Raw genomic sequence first — 21,995 nt, forward strand, 5'->3', positions numbered from 1 at the left:
ATTCACAATGTCTGTATAATCAAAACATAATGACACGGCTAAAACTCTCTGTACCCAAAATACATCTGCCGAAAAATCTCAAACCTATTATTTTTATAGTAGTAATCATAACTCTTGCTTTAAGCGGAGGCTGGCAGTATTATCAGACAACTACCCGGTTTAACAACGAAATCAAAACAAAAGATAGAAAGATTCACGAACTCGAAACACAGCTTGAAAAAGTAGGTTCGGATCTTTTTGCTTTGAAACAAGAAGATCAGTATGTACGAAACGAAAAACTTCAAAATGAACTTGAGCAAACAAATGAAACCTTTTCAGCCGCAGTCGAAACATATGAGGAACTGGTTCAGTTGAAAGAAACCGCTCCAAAAAGTTCCGATAAGAAAATTGCGGAGTTCGAAAAATCATACGCTGAAATTTTAACATTCCTTTCAAAGCTTAACTACGCATCTGCTCAGGCAAATCTGGCATCACTGAACAAATCAATCATAGCGGAACGCTCAGAGATATCATCTTCCTTCACTATTCCTTCAAGTGTATCTGTTAATAATGTTCCGCCTTCATCAGGATACAGCCGTCAATCCGTTGAAACTTCCGTCGGCACCTATATGGTCGATATTATTTCTGCAGACCTGAACAACACAAGAGTGATTGTTGATACGGCCTCCGAGAGTGACTGCCGTGACAACTGTCCCGTTGATTCACTGGGAAGTTATGCAGCAAGAAGCGGAGCATTTGCAGGGATCAACGGCCCGTATTTCTGCCCTGCTTCCTATCCGAGCTGTGCCGGAAAAGCAAATTCTTTTGATACTCTTTTGATGAATAAAAATAAATATTACTTCAACTCCGACAATAATGTATACAGCACAGTGCCTGCCGTTATTTTTTCCGGGAATTCCGGACGGTTTGTGGGGGCTTCTCAGGAATGGGGCAGAGATACAGGAGTTGATTCTGTCATTGCCAGTCAGCCGCTTCTGACTCTGAACGGTAATCGGGTATTTGGCGGTGACGGAGAACCGAAACGGTCAGGAAAGGGATCAAGAAGTTTTATCGGCACGACAGGCAGTACCGTATATATCGGTGTCGTACATAATGTATCTGCTGCAGAGATGGCACATGTCCTCCAGACTCTCGGAATCTCAAGTTCACTCAATCTGGATAGTGGCGGCTCGACTGCCCTTTGGAGTTCCGGACGATATATCGTCGGCCCCGGAAGAAATACTCCCTTTGGGATACTTTTGGTTAGTAAGTAAGTTTTTCCTAAAAGAAAAGCGTCCTTCCGGTACCTGTCGGCACCGTCCGGACGCTCATCTTGCTTCAAACGTTTTCAGCTACTTCTCTATCTCCCAGATCTCAAATGAACGCGGCGCACGGAAATGAATTCCTTCCTCAGGATCGATCGACCAGACCAGCCCGGCAACGACTTCTTCGTCCCTGCAGGGAAATGTCAGGTCGTTCTTTTCGGAGATCTCAACCGATTCTTCGCCGGTCGGATTTCCATCAAGACTTACTTGGCGACGGGTCACGGTGGCGCTGTCTTCGATCGCATCAACCCTGAGTTCCCAACGCTGGTACTCTTCCTGGCATTTTACGGCCATGCCGTACGTGTGCCCTGCCAGGAAATACGTACTCACGTTTCTGTTTGGGTTGAAGATGAATTCGACGACCCACCAAATGCCGATTGCAACATAAATCAGTATGCGGATGAGATCCAGCAGAGCCTTCAAACAGCTGGCCCAGTTGAGATCTTCCTCTGATTCTTCCTTCTTCCATGCCATCAGGCACCTCGCTTCATTCTGCCTTTGGCCCAGGCACTGAGCGTGACAATCACGCCTTCAATGGCATACCCAAGGACTGATGTGCCGAGTGCCAGATACCCAAACTCCATAGCATAGACCGGGTATGAGGAGAGGCCCGACGGGTTACGGTCAAGGTACTGGTAGTACTGGTACCACTCGCGAAGCATCAGATGATCGTTGTCGATGAGAAACACGGCAACTGCCGGCCATACGACGAAACAGATCAAACCGATCATGCCGCTGTAGACAAGATGCCAAAGCCAGTGGAGCTTTGTACCTCGATCGATAATCCCATCAATGTACTTATCCACCAGGTCGAAACTGTCCTCGCCGATTTTGAGCGGACCGAGGATGATCAACAAGGTGAAAAACAAGCTGAGGAGAATCTGCGTCGACACAAGGTTCGCAACTGAGCTGACACAAGCGACCAGAATACTGAGCAGGATTACGAAGATCATGAAGGCATTGCGGTTGTTCATTTTCCTTCTCCTTCCATACTTGGGATGATGTAATACCGGGATTCTGCGATTTCATATTTGCGTACTCTCAAATGCACTTCCCGCTTTGTGCGGTCAATGCTCCAAAAGTACGCGACCTCTTCACTCTTGCCTTCACAGCCTTCAAGATACAGAGAGCTGCGTTCTGCAACCTCAATTTCCTGAACTCGTGAAGGTTCATCTTCCGGTGCATTTTGTACCCAAACGAGGAGACGGACATGGTTTTTATCGTTGCCGTACCACATCTCACCCATCTGGAAGTTCCACCGGATCTTCTGATCCTCACACTTGACTCCGGCGACCGAATACACGGTGTCGCCGTTTGCATAGACGCTGTAGTTGTTGTTCGGGTTTATTCCGAACTCCCATAAGGCCATAACACCAATGACAATGAGTAATGCCACAGCATTGGCAACAGCCTTTAATACTGCATCTACAGTCATCTCACCACACGACTTATCCCGATCATCATCCACGATAGCCTCCTCTCTTGAATTCAGATGGTTATAGATAAACTGCCTTTCGGCAGATAGTAGCCGAAACGTCTCTGCACTGTTCATAGGGCATACCATACAGAATGCTTATTCCATATTTGGCCCTACAGAATGGGATATTAAATTAAATTAAAGGTAAAAAGTCAATTATTATAGGATATACTTACTGTTATTAAAAAGGGAGTACTGTCAGTAATATTGACAAACCTGTCATTCAATATCAAGATCGTTCGATATATAAAGTTCTAATCAGATTACCGTAACATGCCTCAGTAAATCTGATTATCTTACTTCTTGCCTTGCGATTTCCAGTAAGATATTTCGCTCCGAACTTTGACGTATATGAATAGAAAGGAATGGCGTAATGGCCAATATCTATGTCGCTCCGTGTGGTCGAGTTTTTGACTTGGATGCTTTGGTTGACGGACAACCTGCCCCTAGTGGAACTACAAGCATGCAAGGTCATACATCCGTATTCTGGCCTGATCAAGGGCATCTTTCCTGGAATAATCCAGGACAAACTGATGCACATTGGTCTACCCACAGTGAAGGTGGTACAAAAGCAGGAAGAAAACCTCCTGGTGCTACTTTCAGAGGTGAATAGTATCAAGTAATCGCAAGGTAACTTGAGGGGGAGAAGTAATTCTCCCTCTCATTTTCATCATCTATAATACCAATATGCATATTTCCGGACAAAAACCAGGTAAGGATATTGATCAAAAACACTGGACAGTACAAAATGAAGACAGAATTAAAGTTCATTTCAACATGTATCTTTCAGAATTTAAGGTTACATCTCATTACCTTCTCATTGATAACGATCCATATTCAAAGAAAGAATTTGTTTTTCTTGCTATCGTCCGTGACTATGTTAATTATCATATCTCATTCGATATGTTTTGCGTTCTTCTTGGAGAACTATGGATGACTTCAGAAAAATCATACGATTTCACGAAAGAAACAAAAATTGAAGAAATGTGCCACTTTGGATTTGAACTACAGTGGTATATGAGAAATGATCCTGAAAGAAGCGCCGGCTGGCTCACCGAAATACTGGAGTACTATAAGAAAAATAAAACAAAGATCGGGGAAAAGTAATCATTATATAAAAAAAAGAGAGCGTACGCTCTCTTTTTTTTCAGGGTCCAGGGGGAGGGATTCGAACCCCCGTAGGGCAAAGCCCGACAGATTTACAGTCTGTTGCGATTGGCCACTCCGCCACCCCTGGTTAAGCGTTTATTATACCACTCAACACTGAGTTAGAAAAGTATAAACGACTCACAAACCCTCGCACAAGATTTCCGGCATCCGTTCCTGATATACTTCCTTTGATAGAGCAAATTATCCTACACGACTCATTATGATTTATATTCAGATTACTTTGATTGTCCTCTGCCTTATCGCAGTCGTCTCATACTTCACAAATCCTTTCGTCAGATTTTCACTGATACAAGATCTTTCAAAAGTGGATGAAATCGATAATCAGCTGGTGCTGAAAAAGATAAGGTCGGTTAAGCTCCGCTATCATCTTTTCTGGAAACATTTTTCCATGCTTAAATCAGCCTGGCATATTGTAGGAAGCCGCTTCGGAAGACGGAATCGCACCCGATCTTCTATCGTGGCTGATATTATCAAAGAGATTCATGAGAAACGGTTTGATCCCAAAAATATGTACCTGATCTCGGGAGATCATTTCAGTGTCCTGTATCCCCGATCCCTCGGCATTTTTTATCACAGTATTCTGGACCCGCGAACGGCACTGAATATGGATGACTGGCTCAACCGTCAAAGAATTTACCTCAAAACCCTGGCATACGCTTTGAATGTTTTCAGTCAATCAGAAGAGTTGTCAACGACAATCGTGCCGACTACTCCGAACTCTGTCATATTGCTGAATATTTATGCTACCCCGTCTGATACTTTATACAGTCTGCTGTATGCCTTTGACCAGCTTCTGGGGAGCAAATCGCTTGAGGAAATATATCCGTTTAAAAAAAGTACACCATACAAACTGGCAACAACTGAAACAACGCAGGACATGCTGCATGAGTATAGAGCAATCTTAAGAAGGCATTACTATACGTACAAAGCTACGGTCTTTGATACCGAATCGGGTTTTATAAAAAAAGATATTTTACTTTCCGGAACGAAAGACATCGTTAAAAAGTATGGAGGCTTTTATGATAATGTAATATTTTGGAAAACAACGGAGCTGGCACAAAAACTTGGATTGATAGAGAATGATGAAGCCTTCCTTGCCGTATATAAAAAACGGATTTTGGCTGAATATTGGCGGGAAGAAGGTCTGTTTTTGGAAGACATGAGTGATGAAGCACGTGACGGGAATTGGTATTCATCTGATTGGCTTATCGCATTTCAAACCGGATTTCTATCCGTAAAAAATCCTAAAGATCGCACGTATCTCAATAAGGCAGTCTCTTATATTATTGAAAATGAGATTGATCAGCCGTTTCCGATAAGATATCACAATGATTTTCGAAAAAAACGACTGCACTTTCCTGTAAATATCGGAGCTCCGTACTACGGATCACTTGTCATCTGGAGCCATTGGGGAATGGAATACATAAAACTTCTTATTGCTTTGTCACAATACGGCAAGTCAGAAAAATATCTCACTTATGCCGCAAAGCATCTTGAAACATACGAATTCAATATTTCAAGATATCGCGGATATCCTGAGGTATACAACCGGTTCGGCGATTTCTATACTTCCTTTTTCTACCGCAGTGTACGGACTACAGGATGGATCATCTCATATGAACAGGCGTATGAGATGCTGAAGGCGTACGATAAATAAAGATAAACCTGTGGTACAATAACTGGATATGACTGACCAAACATACAAAGATTTTTGGAAATGGTTTCAGCAACAGGAAGAGCGGCTTTTTTACTATGAAGCATATGAGAAAGAACTTCTGCCGCAGGTGTTGAATGAACTCCAAAAAGTGAACAAAGATCTCGTATTTGAAATCGGTCCCGAAATGGAAGGACAGCGTGAATTTGTCGTGAGTGCAAACGGCATGAAATCAGCTTTTTCCGATGTTATTGAGCTTGTGAAGTATGCCCCTGATCTGGACAGATGGCATATCATTCCTTTCAGACAGCGAAAAGATGTCTCCGAACTTGAAGTCCAGCTTGATGATCTCATCCTGACTCCGAATGATATCAGCTTTTCGTATCAGAAAGAAAAAGGACGGATTAATCTTTCACTGTATGTTGAGGATATGGATGATGAAGACGAAAAAATGTATCATATGGTGTTTCTCATTCTCGATAATATCATCGGAGAATACGATGTGGAGATGAAAATCGGATCCATCGATATTTATTCCGACGGAGATCTGGCGGAGGATGAACAGCTTTTCCCGCTGACCAAACTTCCTCATATCATTGACAGTTTGAGTTCTAATTCAACAGTACACTAATGGAAAACCCTCCGGTAGATATACTGGAAAATCTGAGAAAATTATTTACGGCAATTACCGGCGGACTGCTTACTGTGTTTCCATTTATTGTTGTTGCTCTCACTTTCATACTTCTTGTTGTACTCGGTATTCTGATGTTCCTTTTTTCAGGAACTCCTTCATTCCAACTCAACTAACTGTGCATTTCAGGTACGCAGATCTCTTCATGATGTATTGACAATAACTCAGGTAATAAGATAGGATCATATCAAAGGACAAGTTATTATTTGTCCATTTGCATGCTTGCAGCGGAACACATTTCAACTCTTTTACAAGGTCCTCCGTATTACATTCCGGGTCAACCGGGTCTTCAAGGCTTAAATGGATTCTTTCTCTCTTGTACCAGAGCGCGCGCTGACGATCCCGAGACATATCGCCAGCATATCCAAAAGGGCTATATCGATGAGTATGTGCGTTTCGAAAGAGAACATCAACCCGCAGAAGTACAGGAAGCTCTGGAAGAAATTCAGGCTATTCCTGACTCCCGCCGCCGCACGGAAGCATTATTGACCCTCCTTCAGGAAGTATCAGCTGCTTATGCCTATCCCACTCCCCAATGGGTGAAGGAATCAAAACCGATGTATCAGATTATGGTTGACCGTTTCTGCAATCCCAACCTATGGTCACCTGATGTAGAAATTCGTGAAGCGGCAACGACACACTGGCATGAACTGCAAAATAGGAAGGATCGCGATTTTTTCGATAATGTCAATTTTGCCGGCGGCACACTGGAAGGGATCATCGCAAATATCGACTACTTAAAAAACATAGCGGGAGGCCTCTACCTCAATCCCATCTTTGAGTCCGATACCGTACACGGATACAATACAGCCGATTATACCAGTGTAAATCACCGCTTCGCCGGATTTTCAGACGCACAATACTACGGAGCAGATGAACGAGAACGGGCAGAAATGAAGATGACAGGGTTACAACAATTCGATGCACTGACGGATCACATCCCGGTCGTCCTTGATATTGCAGTCAACCATACCGGTCGCGCTCATACAGCTTTCCAAGATATTGAAAAAAACGGGATCCAGTCTTCGTATACCGATTGGTATCGAGGTCTTCAGTTTGATCAAGAGGGGAAGCTTACAGGCTGGAAAGGCTGGTGGGGCCATGACACTCTTCCAGAGCTGGATCACCATAGCGCCGGGGTACGGGACCATTTTTTGGGCGAGGGATATGCCGTTGGGAAACCTCTCGATGAGCAGACTGAAGAGTGGAAAACCTGGGTTACCCGGATTCAAAATGCCGGAACGAGAGAAGCAATATTGGAAGATCCTCAAATGCTTGAAGAAGCTCAGAAAAAACTGGGAGTAATAGGTTTCTGGAGCGCCATGATGAGCGGAGAAAAAAAGGACGGGACAAAGAAAAACGGCGGATGGAGGCTTGATGTCCCCAATGATATCAACCGTCCTGAGTTCTGGAATGAATTCAGAACGCTTGTCAAAACCATTGACCCTGAACTATGGATTGTCGGAGAGATTTGGGACAACGAAAATGAAGCGCACTGGCTCAACGGCGACAAATTTGACGGCGTCATGAATTACCGCTTCTGGCAGAAAACGCTCGATTTTCTGATCGGTGACACACCCACACGCCGTCAGCATCTGTCAGGTGATCGTGCGTATCCGGTGAATGCATATCAGTTTGCAGACTATATCAAATGGTTTGTCTCCCGTCACCCCAAACAGGTTGTCGAAACCATGATGAACAATGCCGGTACTCATGATGTGATCCGGCTAAATGATCTGCTTGGTCATCCCGAAGCCAAATGGGATAAAACTGCGGTCGGTCTTACTATGATTATGACTCTCCCCGGTTCACCCTGCCTATGGTCAGGAGACGAGCTGGGGATGAATAACCGCAACTGTCCGATCGTCACTGACCCGATGAATCGGAAACCTTTTGAGTGGGACCTCACGAAGGATTATCCTGCCGCTCCAAAATCGGAGTTGCTGGGACATGTGCAGAGACTTTCAACACTTCGGGAACAATCACACGCTCTTCAGACAGCAAACATCCGGTTTATCAATACGGGAAATCCCAACGTACTCGCATATGTGCGGGAATCTGACCCTGACGATCCTGATGCCGATGAAGTACTTGTAATTGTGAACCGAAGCGGGAACAACGAAATGGTCTGTTATGACGCTTTTGCAGGTATGCATTCCCACATTTCAGAGTACCTATCGACAAAAGACGGAGTGTCTTATGATGAATACGGTATTATGGTTCCGGAGAACTGTAGTGTGGTCTATACTTCCTCATAAAAAAACCCGCCCTTTCGAGCGGGTTTTTTAATCGGTTTATTACCTTAGAACATGCCGGGCATTCCGCCGCCCATGCCTCCCATACCGGCTCCTCCTGCGGGTTCTTCCTTCTTTTCAGGAATATCCGCAACAAGCGCTTCTGTGGTCAGGATAGCAGCTGCGACTGATTCGGCATTCTGGATAGCAGTTCGCACTACTTTGGCAGGATCAATAATTCCTTTCTTGAACATTGAGCCAAAGTCACGTGAGACAGCATCAAATCCGTATTCAGGATCATCTTTCTGCTCAATCTGATACATGACGCGTCCGGGTTCCATTCCGCTGTTTTGTGCAAGCATGCGGATCGGTTCACCGAGAGCTTTGAAGATGATGTCTGCGCCGGTCTTTTCTTCCTCAGAGCCCATTTTCTCACGAACTGCCTTGATGGCTTTTCGTGCCTGAAGATATGTTGTTGCACCTCCTGCTACAATTCCTTCTTCAAGAGCTGCTTTTGTCGCTGCGACTGCATCATTTACACGCTCTTTCTTTTCCTTCATCTCAACTTCGGTTGCTGCACCTACCTTTATAACGACAACGCCGCCTGAAAGTTTGGCAAGTCGTTCCTGCAGTTTTTCCCGATCGAAGTCTGAAGTTGTAGAATCGATCTCTTTTCGGATCTGAGCAATTCGTGCATTCAAAGCCTCTTTGCTGCCCTTTCCACCGACTATTCTGGTGTTTTCTTTATCAGACCAGACTTTGTCCGCACGACCCAAATCTTCAATATCGACATTCTCAAGTTTCTTTCCGAGATCTTCCGAAATCACGGTTCCTCCGGTCAGAATTGCAATATCCTCAAGCATTGCCTTGCGTCGATCACCGAAACCCGGTGCTTTGACAACAAGAGCTTTAAATGTACCTTTCAAATTATTGACTACAAGTGTCGGAAGAGCTTCACCTTCGACATCATCAGCGATGATGACAATATTCTTTGAGACCTTGACGACTTTCTCAAGGAACGGAAGCATATCCTGAACGGTTGAGATTTTTTTATCAGTAATCAGGATGTATGGGTCTTCGATCTCAGCTTCCATACGGTCTGGATTCGTGACAAAATACGGAGATGCGTATCCGCGGTCAAACTCCATACCTTCTTTGTGCTCACTTTCCATCTGAAGGCCTTTTCCTTCTTCAACAGTGACCACTCCGTCTTTACCTACCTTTTTGATTGCTTCTGCGATCATTTTTCCGATCTCTTCATCGGCTGCTGAGATGGTTGCAACCTGTGAAATCTGAGCAACGTCGTTTACCGGAATTTCTTTTTTGATCTTATTGATTTCCTTAATCACTGCTTCAACTGCGGTATCCATTCCTCTTTTGAGGATCATCGGATTTGCACCGGCTGTGACGTTTTTCATGCCGTGGTTGACCATTGCCTGCGCAAGAAGAGTTGAGGATGTTGTTCCGTCTCCTGCAACGTCATTGGTTTTGGAAGCTGCTTCCTTGACCATCTGTGCTCCCATATTCTCAAAAGGATCTTCTAATTCAATATCTTTAGCAACGGTGACACCGTCATGAACGACCATCGGGCCGCCCCATTTTCGCTCAAGTGCGACATTGCGTCCGCGGGGACCAAGGGTTGTCACAACTGCTTTAGCGAGTTTGTTGACTCCGCCGACAAGTTTTTGTCGAGCATCATCTCCGAAAATAACTTGTTTTGCCATAAGTTAGTTTTAATTATTAATTAATAATGTCTGTATCAGGCAACAACTGCCATAATATTTTTCTGTTCTGTCAAGAGCCATTCTTCTTGGCCGACCTTGACTTCATCGCCGCCCCATTTTTTGTAAATGACTTTCTGTCCGACTTTCACATGCATCGGAAGGGTTTTCCCGTCATCATTCATTGTTCCGGGACCAATTGCCATAACTTCTCCCATTTGAGGTTTTTCTTTGACGGTATCCGGGAGCACGATACCTGATGCTGTCACCTCTTCACGCTCCAGAGGCTTGATCAAGACATAATCAAACATCGGTTTGATATTTGTTTTAGCTGCCATAAATCTGTTATAGTTAACTTATAAATAGTAATTACCTGTTTACTCAAGACATATATATTTATAACGAAGTAGTAAGAATTTGTCAAGTGGATTAGTTGTCTGCTAATTTTATGGATAACCAAGCGGCTTTATCGGAAATAACAAAGCTAAAAACAAAATTGCAATCTGTACAGCTTCCTGCTAATTTGCAGCAGAAGGCACTTGAACAGATAGAACGCATCAATCTTTCACTGAAATTCGGAGGAAATCTCGCCCATCTTGATATTATCGAAAAATACATTGATTGGATTACTGCATTGCCCTGGTATGCCGAAACAAAAGATGTTGTTGATATCGCAAAGGCAAAAGCCAGTCTTGATAAAAACCATTACGGCCTGGATCGGGTGAAACTCAGGATCCTTGAGTATCTCTCCATTTATAAACTTCAGAAGGAAAAGCTGAACGCAAGTACTATTCATACACGACCACTTTTTTTTGTGGGTTTGGCCGGTACCGGAAAAACTACATTCGCCATCTCTATCGCCGAAGCACTCGGCAGACGACTTGTCCGTATTCCTTTCGGCGGACTTGCATCGGCTCGGGATCTGAGAGGACAATCCAAAATATCTCCCGAATCGGAACCCGGGAAAATTATTGAGTCTCTCCGGGAAGTACAGGTGAGAAATCCCGTCATACTTTTGGATGAGCTGGACCGTATCACACCGGATGCCCGGGCTGAAGTGATGGGAGTTCTGCTTGAACTTCTTGACCCGAATCAGAATCAGCATTTTGTCGATTACTTTTTGGATTTTCCTTTTGACCTGTCAAATGTCCTGTTTGTCGCAACTGCCAATAACACAAACAATATTGCCCCTCCTGTACTCGACCGTCTTGAACTGATCCAGATGCCTTCATACACCGACGATGAAAAAATTGAAATCGGCAAAACGTATATCTTACCAAAGTATATGAAAGCGGCCGGAGTAGAACCAAATCAGCTGACGATTGACGATGCGCTTTGGCCCGATATTGTCAGACCGCTTGGATTTGAACCCGGAATCCGAAGTTTGGAAAGATTAATTGAAACAATAGTCCGCAAAGTAGCCTACAAACTTGTTTCAGGTGAAGGAAACAATTTCTACATCAACGCAAATAATATACGGGAGTTCAAGTAAAATCGTCTGACCACCTTAAAACGATTTTATCCAGGATACTGACCCGGGATCCAAAGATATTATTTGCAAAATTCTTCAAGCTCCGCAAAGGATATTCCTCTATTTGAAATCGGAAGTTCTACTTTTTCCCGCTCTATCGGTACAAGACACCGTGTCAGTAATTTTTGATTGAGATTCCGGTCATGAAGCGCCGGTCCGTAATTCACCATACAGACATCAAATTCTTTCCCACCGACTTCAATAATTGTTGAGCCGCTTCTCAAGGTATCAACCTTCCGAAGATCGGGCTTACAAACACCGGTGTCAAGTGTGACGAGCGAATCAGTAACTTGAATTGAACGTCCTGCAGATACATCCGGTTTTGCTTTTGGCCGGTCGGAACTGTACATGTTGTAGGCTATTGATGAAATGATCACAAGCAAAATAAGCACTCCGATTATTATTTTGGTCTTTTTTGACATGTTCATGATTTTTTCTTTTCAAATTTTTTTACCAGATCTAAAAGTAGCGGAAATTCTGTATATCCTGCTTGTGTATTCAGATGTCCTCCTTTTACGATGATTTCTGGTGTAACATCAAGAAATGTTGCCAGCTTCCCCAACGTTTCCTGGGGAACATACGGATCATCATCACCGTACAAAACAAACGCTTTTGCAAGTTGATTATTAACGGCAGTAAAATCCAGTTCTTTCTGCCTCATAAAATACCCGTTCAGTTCTGAGCCGTAATCTTCGGCAAAACCCGATACGGAAATCAGGCCATGCACTTTATTATCTGACTGTTCAATAAAGTCCAGCGCAGTGACTACACCGAGTGAATGGCCAATCATAAGCAGATTGCCTGAAGGCACTCCTTCAAGAAAATCTTTGACATTGCCGAGCCACTCAAACCGGTCCGGATGAGCAGGATTGGGAAGTTCAGGCATATGTACCGTATGTTTCCTCTCTTCAAGCTCGTGTGCGAGCCAGCGTTCCCAGTGATCGCCTGCATGTGACTCTATTCCGTGTAGGATGATGACGTGCATAGCCCATTATACAAAGATTTACCCCATAAAAAAACCCTCCTTTTCCCGATGTATATCGGGATCCGGAAGGGTTTAGTTTTGTTATTATTCGTTGTTGAAGTCACGCTGTGGTCTTTCCTCACGAGGTCGTGCTTTGTTGACGACGATATTTCTACCTTCGACTTCCTTACCATGCATTTCCTGTGCGGCTGCATCAGCTGCTTCCGGTGTTGTAAATGTTACAAAACCAAAGCCCTTTGAGCGACCGGTGCGTCTTTCCTCGATAACGATTGCTTCGACGATTTCGCCGAATTGTGCAAAAAGGTCACGAAGCTGATCGTTTTTTATTGACCAAGGAAGATTTCCTACGAAAATTTTGTTGTTTTGATCCATGTGCTATATCACCACCTTTCGTCTATTCTACTTGCAAAGAAGTATTCTATTGAATAAAAGTATTTGATTTTGATCGCAGTTGTAACTTTTCTAAACTGAAGATCTAACGGTATATAGTATACCACAAATCTCTTAATAATATTCATAATATGTATTTTTTCATTCAAGTGAACTGCTGAGCATCCAGATATGCTTTTCATGCGTCTGGAGTCTCCCGATAGCAAGATCCATGGTGGGATCATCTTTTGCTTCCTGGGCAACTTCAATAAGTTTTTTGGCTGTTTTCGTAAGTTTCATATGATCATTTTTCAGTGAAACGAGCATTTCTTTACTTTCCTTTTTGACATCTTCCGAGTCAATCTCGGATAATGACCGGAATTCGTCAAAAGTACCCGGAGATTTGACTCCAATAGCCCGAAGTCTCTCGGCAATTTCATCAACTGCCGTAAACAGATCTTCGTACTGAGTTTGAAACATCTCATGAAGTGCATGAAAATGAATTCCCGTCACATTCCAGTGATAATTTTGGGTCTTCAGCATCAGGATATAGGAGTCTGCAAGAAGGTTTTTAAGCGGTTGAGCGAGTTCGGTAGTAGCCATACTATTTCGATAAATTCATTAACTATCTATCTAATAGTATAAAACAATTGTAAGGAATCCGTGAGAAAGAAATGAACCTCGCATCATATAAGTATTTTCTGTATCATAGTAGTATGAACAAGAAGAAAACGAATGCCAGACATCTGAAGCATCCTTTTCATGTCTCCTTTTTAACGTTGTTCCCCATTCTTTTGCTTACCACGATATTGCTTTTCGGTACGGCACTTTGGAAGGCTACAACTGATCTTAAAATCATCGGACGCGGTTTAAGAACCGATATTCAGGAGCCTCAGATTCGTGATCAACTTGTGATGTATCGGGTACAGCAGGATGACACTTTGGAAAGTATTGCCGAAACGTTTGAAATAACGGTAGATACAATAAAATGGGCAAATACAATACCTGAAACCGGGATAGCGGTAAATATGATCCTGAGTATCCCTCCCGTATCAGGTGTAATACATGAGGTAGAAAGCGGTGAAACCACGGAGGAAATTGCATTTAAGTACAACGCAGACCCCCAAACGATTAAGGATTTCCCCTACAATGTCTTTGCCGACAATGAAAAAACGATCCCCGTTCCGGGTCAGCTACTGATGGTTCCCGGAGGAAGAAAAGCGGAAGAAAAAGAAGATGTGCTCGGTGAATTTTTTAAGAGATTAGGGTTTTAGTCTCCTTTTTATCAAACCGGACTCAACGCCGATAGTTATTATTATGCCTGCAATACTGATAATCAGGAAAAAAGCGCCGCAGTAAAAAAATATCGAACCGATTATTTCCGCTTTAGAAAGCATGTTCATCTCTGTAAAAAGCCAATTCCAGTCGTGAATAAGACCGTCTGCAATGAGCGGAAGCTGACGAACCCGGGCATCGGCCATATAGGTCGCAACATTTATCACACTGTCACCAAGCCAGAATATGCTGAAAAAAACACCCGGATATTCTTCTTTCAAGAGAAAATAAACTACAAATGATATCGGCACAATAATCTGTAGGAGAGAACCGCCCAGTATTTCAATAAATTTCCCGAATATCATAAAGACGATATGTCCTGCTTCATGAATAACCAGATTCATAGCATCAAGAAGTATCCAGGGAGGGTCCTGCGTCAGAAGCTGAAAGGAAAAAAACACAATGATACCAAACAGTATGATATGTCCTACCGCCGCTCCCGTTATTTTCATAATTCAAGTGTAACAAAAAACAGAAAATGATTTATTTCAGATATATTAAATACTATTTTGATATAATATACTGCCCTGGAATTGCCAGGACATGCCATATATCCAAAGGAGAAAAATCATGGCACAGTCAAGCGCACAGCAGTTGAATGATTTGCAGGCAGCAGCTCTCTGGGAAGGATCCCTTCTCACATACGGGGAGCTTGCTCAGTTGCTCGGTATCCCAACGGATGGGGAGACAGTCAACGGCGTTGATTTTTTCAATGCCTGTATGGGTGTCCAGAGCAACGAAGCAGTTCAGGCTCTGTCCTACGAGGAGCGGATCCGGGCGATTGCATCAGCAGGCGCTGCGATGGATGAGCTGCAGTTTGGCAGCTAGGGCAAACGGTTGGTCGCCGTATAAGACCAAAGGAGTGACGGCGTAAAGGGAGTATCTCTTCGCCTCAAAGCTTAGGTTTATGGGTTAGTCCCGAAAACCGTCATCCCGATCGTTCATTTATTGATTAACGATAGGTAATGACAAGACGCACGGCACGTGCAGCACTTCCTTCAAAACTTGTTATTTTCTTTCTGGACCATCTGCTTCCGTTACCAACTCCGATCAAAGATATTGTGTTCGAATTTCCCCAGTCTGACCTATTGACTAGTTCCTGCAACGAACTTGAGATATCCGGTGAACGGTAGCTTTGATTTCTCTTCCATTGAACATTTTCACTCATTCTTGCCGAATTAGTTGTTAACGTTCTACTTGAGGGCATTGAGCTATTGCTGAAAGCTGCACTATCTGCAGTATTTTCAAATGCGAAGGTCACATCAACTGAGATCCACGAATTTCCGGACGAGTTCATCTCAAGATATGCGCTCATGATCTGGGCACTTTTCGGTAGAGAAACATCCTTGAATCTAAACGCTGAGTAGCTTTGTGATGCCAGTCCCCGACCGAGCCAGACCGAACGTCCGCCCCGATAGAGAAGAATATCCTCGTAGACGTCGTCATTCTTATCGGTAATTTGATAGGTCACGGTCTGTTCTCCCTGCGGCGCAGTAGGTGATGGAACAGGTGTCTGAGTCGGTATCGGTGTAGTTGTGAGCGGTACACGAGTGGGTGTTGCCGTAGGTGCTCTTGTCGGTATTGCTGTCGGTGTTTTAGTCGGGGTGAGAGTGGCGGTCGGAGGCACAGGTGTCCATGTCGGCGCCGTAGTCGGTGTACTGGTTGGTACATTTGCCGAGGCCGGAAGTATCGTAATACCGGCATTTTCTGATGTACTCAAAATATCTGAAGGAATTTCTCCGGTTTCAACAATGTTGCTGTCATCAGTCTGACCGGCAACGGCATTCCACGAAAGAGTGGTTTGCCCTTCAGTGATAGGTTCAAACAGCAATGTTGCTATGATTGTATTGCCGTTATACGTGCTGGGAACTCCCCCGTCTGTTGCTACGACTGAAAATGATACCAGGCCCGATTGTCTGGCCGTCGTCAGAACCGTATCTTTATCAAAACTACGATCTGTCTTTTGAGGTAAGAATGTTTGTAATGTCGTCGAACCGTCAAAAGGAACAATATCAATTAATCGAAGTATTGACGGAGAAAATGTGAGTGAAATATCCGCTCCGTAAATATCTGCATTATCCGTAGCTATTCGTATCGGAACACTAATAGGATCTGTTTGTCCTACCCGATACTCCGCATTTTGATTAACGGTAAAAGCCAACACTCCTTTGGCATTTGAAGCATTTGCCTGAATGAAAACATATGTTGCCCCACCTGCAATAACGGCAAGTGCTACAACGATTGCTACTGTTTTTCTGATTTTGGCTACATTATCCATATTATCTTTTCGTAAAGATTCCTAATACCCGATCAAATAACGATGTGCTGCCGGTTGATTTCACTTCCTGAATCTGATTCAAGTCAGTGATATAGATAACCGGGTCTCCTTTGTACATATCAATCGTTCCGGTGATACGTACTTTCATATTCCCGTGATACTTTTTCATGGCTTCACCTTTCAGTTTATCGTATGCTTCATCCCGTATTCTTGCCAGGAATGTACCTGAGTGCGGTCTGGCAAACGTGATATATACTGCTTTTTTATTATCAAACACATCTACGATGGTCCCTTCAACAGTTTTATTCTGACCGACAAATGAGAGCGTCGAATCTATCGGGATGATTGCCGGACCTGAAACTTCGATGTTCTCTTTTGCGTCTGACTGCACTCCGGCAATGTTTGCAGCCCCTTCTGTGTCTTTTGCTAATGGATTGCCGCTCTCAAGAGCCACAACTGCTCCGTCAGTACTTCTAAAAAGTATTATCCTGTCACTAATAACCCAGGATGCATAATCAACCCAGTACTGGTCATAAACTGCGGGTGAGTAAGATCCGTGGTATATATAGAATCCGGGTCCATCAAATGAGCGTCTATCACCCTCTTGATAGAGCGTGTCCGCGGTACAATAATGTGATGAACTGAATGTACAGTTTGCAGTAGCACTTGCATTCGTAGAGTTGACGATATGTGGTAGTGATCGTGAGGTGATCGGTGAACCAAATGTTCCTTTTGATGAGTCTCTATTCTCAATAATCAAACCTTTCCCTGCCATCCAGTGAGCTCCAAAGAGATAATTTCCGGCCATACTGAGATACGGAGCTTCATCCGTCGGCATATTCGAAAGGCCTGTACCGTCCGGCCAACCAAAATTGTTGTAAGCTATAAACCGCACATCGCCTGCCTCATAACCTGAGACTGTGGAACCGTTAAGAACCAGCTCGCCGAACTTAGAATCATCTCTTCCGTCAAATCCCGTACGATTATCACCTCTTATCATCGCATAGGCTACCTCATTCCCATTGGCTTCTGTCTTTACAATTGGCATCGGTCCCATCGGCAAATAGTCACCGTCACCAAATCCTCCCCCGGTCATATTAACTTTGAAAGCTTCTTGACCTGTTGAAAGACTGAGTGCAAATACAGCTTGCTGTCCGGGATTGCTCAATAAGTTTTGTCTCATTGCGGCATTCGTTGTCGGCCACGGACTCCATGTCCAAATCGTGTTCCAATCCAATCGATAGGTAACCAGGACAATATCATTTGCCTCCGAGACAACGGGCCAGCCATATGCAACCTCTGCTTGATTGTTGGACATTGCGGTTCGTCCGTATGTCCCGCTTGACGGAAACTCTGTACGGATGGTTGGACGCACTCTCCAAACACGCGCTCCTGTCGCGGCATTGACTCCGTGAAAATAGAGATCACGAGCACCCGCAATAATCATTTTCCTGTTTGCAGCATATGTTGGTGGGGTATCTATGGCTACACCCGCATCATAGTACCATTGTCTTTCCATAGTAGCCTTATTCACCGCGTGTATACCGTTCCCCATTGAATAAATTACAATATTGTCAAGAATTAATGGAGGAAGAGGAAATATGCTTGATGCATTCGGGTTATACGATGATGTAACTTGACCGTTTGCAGCGTTGAGTTTGTAAAGGACTCCGTTTGTTCCAACAGCAAATACTGAGGAAGTTTGCGCATCATACGCAACTGTTGAGTTTATCGTCGCTCCCGTCCGCTGATTCCAGACGACCGACCCGTCAGAGCTTTTCAATGCATAGACACCATTTGAACCTGCTGCCACGTAGACGCGTCCTCCTCCTGTTACCGGCTGCACGTTGCGTGGTAAGCTCATTTTTCCACTGACCACACCCCCGCTTGCATTGGCACCATTCCATGACCACTTCCATTTCCAAGGTGTCGGAACTTCAACTGAAGTATATGCAGTTCTTTGCGCATTTAATGCAAACTGCGTCCACTCATTTGAACCGGCTGAAGGCGGTAATGTCGGCTGTGGTTGCGTCGATGTCGGTGTCGCTGATGGTTGCGGAGCCGGTGTATTTGTGGATATCGGCACCGGAGTGTTGGTCGGCGGTGCGACAGTCGGGACAACACTCAAATTTTTTGAAACAACAGCATAATCGAACGTATTGACGATTGCATCAATATACTGATCGAGCGAACCTGTTGCCGGTTTGAACCAGTTACTAAATAAGGCAAGCACATCTTCGACGGTGACTGATCCGTCTTCGTTTACATCTCCGTTTCTCATGATCGGAGTCGGAGTGACTGCAGGTGTATCAGTCGGCTGAGGTGCGACAGTCGGAACCCCGGATGAGCTCTCAATTTTAATAGCAAGATCCGTTGAAAGACCGGTGACATCAACAGCTGCTGTCCCGCTTTGTACAGTTACCGATTTTGTTGAAGTCACACTTCCCGATCTGGTATCAAAGTATGAAAGCCGGTACGTACCGTCAACAAGTCCGCTAAAAGTAAGTGTCGCGGATACTGCCTGTGGTGCCGAAGAAGCTTTCGACCAAATATTGTTCCTGTTCTGAATCCAAGCATAGAGAGCTCTGCCATCTTGTCGCCTCATCGCATAAGCTCTTACTGTAGTATTTGTGCTGAGAATCCGATCTGCGCCTGAGGAATATCCCGGCGGAAGGTCATTTGTAGTAGTATAAAATATCATGTTGCCGCCGTCATAGTCGACAGTTGAAAAGTACGTCGAAGCAGCCTTTCTTGCCGCATATTTGGCATTACGGGAAGTAGTGTCTTCTGCATCTTGAAACCAATCAAGCGGAGTGGTCCCCATCGGACTGAAAAGTCCCGTCCAAACAAGGTTATGTAGAAACCTTGCACCGGCTTCGCCACCTTGAATATTCTGTCCGTTCTGCTGAACTCCGATTTCACCCCATACCCATGGTTTTGCTGCACCCGACCAAGCGGAACCGTCACCCAATCCGAGTCCGTTACAGTAGGGGCTTGACGGCCCTCTTGTGTCCGTCAAACACCAGGCAAATCTTTGAATCAGATTTACTTCATCGTTGGACATTGTCGTATACGGCGAACTCCTAAAGTCCAGATAATCATGATAATTGGCAAGGTCCATAGCACCCGATGACCAAAGTGCAGGGCTATAAGCTTGTGAATTCTGAGAGGTAGTTCTCAAATGATGATAGATATCTGTCGATTTTTGGAACTGACCGTAATTCTGATAAAAAGTATATGTGCTGTCTCCCGGCGGTATATGACCGTGCTCATTGTGCTTCTCCCATGCCAATACTGCCGGCGAATATCCCCATCGTGCGACTCTATATCTGAAATTGCGTTGCCAGCTTTTTAAAACCCACGGTTCGCTCCAACTATATATATCAGGGTCCTGAGGCCAGGTAAACCACGGTCCCGAACAGGAACAGAGTTGGATTTTTATGCCGTTTGCCTGTGCGCTTTCAATAATTTTGTCCAACTCATATGATGTTTGCTGATTAAAGTAATTTCCGAATTCACGTGGGAGATTTCTGTCAGCATTCGGATCATTTCCGGGATTGTCTTTAGCAAAATGTCTCTCAATACCGCCGTCAGTCAAAATGTTGTACGTTATTGATCCTCCGCTCAAGGGTCCCATCGAGACGTCATCAATATATATCGCACCCGCCGAAGAATTGTTTTCCAGAACTAATGAAACAGCTTCGGTTTTCGGCACAAAGTCAAACGTAATCTGTTGCAGTTACTTTGTGTGCCTGAAAAAACCTGTGACTGAGCTAGGATTTGTCCTGATGTAAATAATGCTCCCGTTTTTACGTATATACGGGCCCCGGTGCCTGACAGACCTGAATACTTCACCCACGCAGTCAATCTGTGTGTGGTGTTTGGTTCTGAAATGGCTACCCGTTGATACCACGGATCCCCATTTGCAGGCCGTGCAGAACGCAGCCCATTTCGAACATTTGTTGTTTTTATCTCAACTCCGCGAGCTGCGAGATTCGGATCATTTTGGGTTTTCCAGACAGTCTGGGCCCCCTCAACACCTAAGGCAAAATCAAACTCGTCCCAGATACGAAGAAAATTTACGCCGTTATCTCCGTACGTCTTAAATAAATCATCATAGGAAAAACTTTTCTTCTCACGATCCGGATACCACTGACTTCCTGCCCCAATCGGAACATACGGTCTCCCGGAATCATAGGCCATGAAACGAGAGTCCTTCGTGCTGGTTCGTACAAATCCATCAGAGTTTGAATCACCGACTGCAAAACTCAATGTTCCTGTCTGAGGATAACGTGCTGTCCCTTCCTTGTCCTGCACGGTGAAGTAGTATATATACGTTCCGGTTTTTGAAGGTGTGTACCTTACTTTCCAGGTCGGAGACCCGACTTTGCCTAAGACTTCCTGTCCGTCAACCAATACTCTTTTATACTCCTGATAATAAAACCCCGGAACTTTGAATGAATTACTACTCCCCGGCTCTGCGATGACCATGTCGACCGATACTCCGTCTACCCCGTACCAGGTCATGTTCGATGGATTTGATTGAGGAGTATCAGAGGCGTCATAATAATAAAACGGATTAGGGTATTCTTTATTCACAGAAAGATCCCATTCAAGTTTGCTGAATTTTTGAAGTGTTCCCTGAGGTTGCGAAGCGGAGTTGATAGAAGGTGCAGCGGCTTCTACTTTCATAGTGAAAGTCAAAGTAAAAGCCAAAATCAGTGCATAGATAAGATTCTTATTTAGCATCACTACACATGATCTCATATTGAAAAATGAATTACAAGAGGATAATTGGCGGAGAGGGAGGGATTTACTGCTCGAAAAATCGTGAAGGTTGCTCCCAGCATAAACTTCGAATCCTACCCATCTTTGACAAGCTTAGTGCTGCAAGCACTGGGATTGGTGAAGTGCGGAGAGGGAGGGATTCGAACCCTCGGTGGTTTTGACACCACGGCGGTTTAGTAAACCGCTGCACTCGGCCACTATGCGACCTCTCCTTGATGCATTCCATTATACAAGAAGAATAACTTCATAGACTTGTCTAAATCGACTATTTTCACTGGATCATGAACGATTTGTATACTTTTTGAAAATATATGATATAATTACATATACTTAAGCTAATAAATCTGCTTAAATCATGTTTCGTTTCCGTCCGACTTCTTTTACGAAATCTACGTAACAAACACTGTAATCTCACAAATCGAGAAGGTCATGCACATTATTGTTTATTGGACCTGTGA

At 44.2% G+C, this 21,995-nt stretch carries 22 protein-coding genes and 2 tRNA genes; 9 read left to right on the forward strand and 15 right to left on the reverse strand.

All coding sequences use genetic code 11. The annotated features are described in order from the left end of the window. The first annotated feature begins 29 nt into the window (after window positions 1–29). Complete coding sequence (locus tag IPM65_00225; protein QQS44026.1) at window positions 30–1,253, forward strand: phosphodiester glycosidase family protein; 1,224 nt, start codon at window positions 30–32, stop codon at window positions 1,251–1,253. 78 nt (window positions 1,254–1,331) lie between these two features. Here the strand turns inward: IPM65_00225 and IPM65_00230 are convergent, their stop codons facing one another. From IPM65_00230 to IPM65_00240, 3 genes are all read right to left on the reverse strand, one after another. Beyond that, window positions 1,332–1,598, reverse strand: a complete 267-nt coding sequence (locus IPM65_00230; GenBank protein ID QQS44027.1) for a hypothetical protein — start codon at window positions 1,596–1,598, stop codon at window positions 1,332–1,334. Window positions 1,599–1,777: 179 nt separating this feature from the next. Beyond that, complete coding sequence (locus tag IPM65_00235) at window positions 1,778–2,110, reverse strand: hypothetical protein (protein QQS44028.1); 333 nt, start codon at window positions 2,108–2,110, stop codon at window positions 1,778–1,780. Window positions 2,111–2,274: 164 nt separating this feature from the next. After that, window positions 2,275–2,856 (reverse strand): hypothetical protein, encoded by a 582-nt coding sequence (locus tag IPM65_00240; GenBank protein QQS44029.1) that lies wholly within the window; start codon window positions 2,854–2,856, stop codon window positions 2,275–2,277. Window positions 2,857–3,468: 612 nt separating this feature from the next. Between IPM65_00240 and IPM65_00245 the strand changes: the two genes are divergently transcribed. Further along, window positions 3,469–3,888 carry a hypothetical protein gene (locus IPM65_00245; GenBank protein ID QQS44030.1) on the forward strand — a complete coding sequence of 140 codons (420 nt, stop codon included), beginning with the start codon at window positions 3,469–3,471 and terminating at the stop codon, window positions 3,886–3,888. A 46-nt stretch (window positions 3,889–3,934) separates the two neighbouring features. On the opposite strand, the gene IPM65_00250 is transcribed toward IPM65_00245, so the two are convergent. Further along, window positions 3,935–4,018, reverse strand: a tRNA-Tyr gene (locus IPM65_00250). Window positions 4,019–4,150: 132 nt separating this feature from the next. Between IPM65_00250 and IPM65_00255 the strand changes: the two genes are divergently transcribed. The 4 genes from IPM65_00255 to IPM65_00270 all read left to right on the forward strand — a co-directional run bounded on the left by IPM65_00255 (window position 4,151) and on the right by IPM65_00270 (window position 8,554). Further along, entirely contained in the window at window positions 4,151–5,608 is a 1,458-nt protein-coding gene (locus IPM65_00255) for a hypothetical protein (GenBank protein QQS44031.1), read from the forward strand. A 28-nt stretch (window positions 5,609–5,636) separates the two neighbouring features. Continuing rightward, complete coding sequence (locus IPM65_00260) at window positions 5,637–6,236, forward strand: hypothetical protein (protein QQS44032.1); 600 nt, start codon at window positions 5,637–5,639, stop codon at window positions 6,234–6,236. After that, complete coding sequence (locus tag IPM65_00265; protein ID QQS44033.1) at window positions 6,236–6,412, forward strand: hypothetical protein; 177 nt, start codon at window positions 6,236–6,238, stop codon at window positions 6,410–6,412. Before IPM65_00260 ends, IPM65_00265 begins: the two co-directional genes overlap by 1 nt. A gap of 102 nt (window positions 6,413–6,514) precedes the next feature. Continuing rightward, complete coding sequence (locus tag IPM65_00270) at window positions 6,515–8,554, forward strand: hypothetical protein (GenBank protein ID QQS44034.1); 2,040 nt, start codon at window positions 6,515–6,517, stop codon at window positions 8,552–8,554. 44 nt (window positions 8,555–8,598) lie between these two features. Here IPM65_00270 and groL read toward each other — a convergent pair whose 3' ends face one another. Together groL and IPM65_00280 are read right to left on the reverse strand one after the other, a co-directional pair. Next, window positions 8,599–10,254, reverse strand: a complete 1,656-nt coding sequence (gene groL, locus IPM65_00275; GenBank protein ID QQS44035.1) for a chaperonin GroEL — start codon at window positions 10,252–10,254, stop codon at window positions 8,599–8,601. Between the two features lie 35 nt (window positions 10,255–10,289). Next, on the reverse strand, window positions 10,290–10,589 hold the full coding sequence (locus IPM65_00280; protein QQS44036.1) for a co-chaperone GroES: 300 nt from the start codon (window positions 10,587–10,589) through the stop codon (window positions 10,290–10,292). A gap of 110 nt (window positions 10,590–10,699) precedes the next feature. Between IPM65_00280 and IPM65_00285 the strand changes: the two genes are divergently transcribed. Next, complete coding sequence (locus tag IPM65_00285; GenBank protein ID QQS44037.1) at window positions 10,700–11,743, forward strand: AAA family ATPase; 1,044 nt, start codon at window positions 10,700–10,702, stop codon at window positions 11,741–11,743. A gap of 59 nt (window positions 11,744–11,802) precedes the next feature. On the opposite strand, the gene IPM65_00290 is transcribed toward IPM65_00285, so the two are convergent. The 4 genes from IPM65_00290 to IPM65_00305 all read right to left on the reverse strand — a co-directional run bounded on the left by IPM65_00290 (window position 11,803) and on the right by IPM65_00305 (window position 13,739). Beyond that, on the reverse strand, window positions 11,803–12,204 hold the full coding sequence (locus tag IPM65_00290; protein QQS44038.1) for a hypothetical protein: 402 nt from the start codon (window positions 12,202–12,204) through the stop codon (window positions 11,803–11,805). Between the two features lie 2 nt (window positions 12,205–12,206). After that, window positions 12,207–12,767 (reverse strand): serine hydrolase family protein, encoded by a 561-nt coding sequence (locus IPM65_00295; GenBank protein QQS44039.1) that lies wholly within the window; start codon window positions 12,765–12,767, stop codon window positions 12,207–12,209. Window positions 12,768–12,851: 84 nt separating this feature from the next. Continuing rightward, window positions 12,852–13,139, reverse strand: a complete 288-nt coding sequence (locus IPM65_00300) for an RNA-binding protein (GenBank protein QQS44040.1) — start codon at window positions 13,137–13,139, stop codon at window positions 12,852–12,854. Window positions 13,140–13,298: 159 nt separating this feature from the next. Continuing rightward, window positions 13,299–13,739 carry a DNA starvation/stationary phase protection protein gene (locus IPM65_00305; protein QQS44041.1) on the reverse strand — a complete coding sequence of 147 codons (441 nt, stop codon included), beginning with the start codon at window positions 13,737–13,739 and terminating at the stop codon, window positions 13,299–13,301. Window positions 13,740–13,852: 113 nt separating this feature from the next. Between IPM65_00305 and IPM65_00310 the strand changes: the two genes are divergently transcribed. Beyond that, window positions 13,853–14,410 carry a LysM peptidoglycan-binding domain-containing protein gene (locus IPM65_00310; GenBank protein QQS44042.1) on the forward strand — a complete coding sequence of 186 codons (558 nt, stop codon included), beginning with the start codon at window positions 13,853–13,855 and terminating at the stop codon, window positions 14,408–14,410. Here the strand turns inward: IPM65_00310 and IPM65_00315 are convergent. Next, complete coding sequence (locus IPM65_00315; GenBank protein QQS44043.1) at window positions 14,399–14,923, reverse strand: hypothetical protein; 525 nt, start codon at window positions 14,921–14,923, stop codon at window positions 14,399–14,401. The two genes, IPM65_00310 and IPM65_00315, sit on opposite strands and share 12 nt — an antisense overlap. A 118-nt stretch (window positions 14,924–15,041) precedes the next feature. Between IPM65_00315 and IPM65_00320 the strand changes: the two genes are divergently transcribed. Then, window positions 15,042–15,299 carry a hypothetical protein gene (locus IPM65_00320; GenBank protein QQS44044.1) on the forward strand — a complete coding sequence of 86 codons (258 nt, stop codon included), beginning with the start codon at window positions 15,042–15,044 and terminating at the stop codon, window positions 15,297–15,299. A gap of 124 nt (window positions 15,300–15,423) precedes the next feature. Here the strand turns inward: IPM65_00320 and IPM65_00325 are convergent, their stop codons facing one another. The 4 genes from IPM65_00325 to IPM65_00340 all read right to left on the reverse strand — a co-directional run bounded on the left by IPM65_00325 (window position 15,424) and on the right by IPM65_00340 (window position 21,749). Next, window positions 15,424–16,749 carry a hypothetical protein gene (locus IPM65_00325; protein QQS44045.1) on the reverse strand — a complete coding sequence of 442 codons (1,326 nt, stop codon included), beginning with the start codon at window positions 16,747–16,749 and terminating at the stop codon, window positions 15,424–15,426. A 1-nt stretch (window position 16,750) separates the two neighbouring features. Next, complete coding sequence (locus tag IPM65_00330) at window positions 16,751–20,464, reverse strand: PQQ-binding-like beta-propeller repeat protein (protein QQS44046.1); 3,714 nt, start codon at window positions 20,462–20,464, stop codon at window positions 16,751–16,753. Next, the gene (locus IPM65_00335) at window positions 20,437–21,498 is read right to left on the reverse strand and encodes a DUF5060 domain-containing protein (GenBank protein ID QQS44047.1); all 1,062 of its coding nucleotides are present in this window, start codon (window positions 21,496–21,498) and stop codon (window positions 20,437–20,439) included. The genes IPM65_00330 and IPM65_00335 overlap by 28 nt, the downstream gene beginning before the upstream one ends. A gap of 164 nt (window positions 21,499–21,662) precedes the next feature. After that, window positions 21,663–21,749 (reverse strand) — tRNA-Ser (locus IPM65_00340). Between the last annotated feature and the right edge of the window lie 246 nt (window positions 21,750–21,995).

Source organism: Candidatus Roizmanbacteria bacterium (assembly GCA_016700135.1).
Taxonomy (GTDB): Bacteria; Patescibacteriota; Microgenomatia; order UBA1406; family GWC2-37-13; genus UBA1450.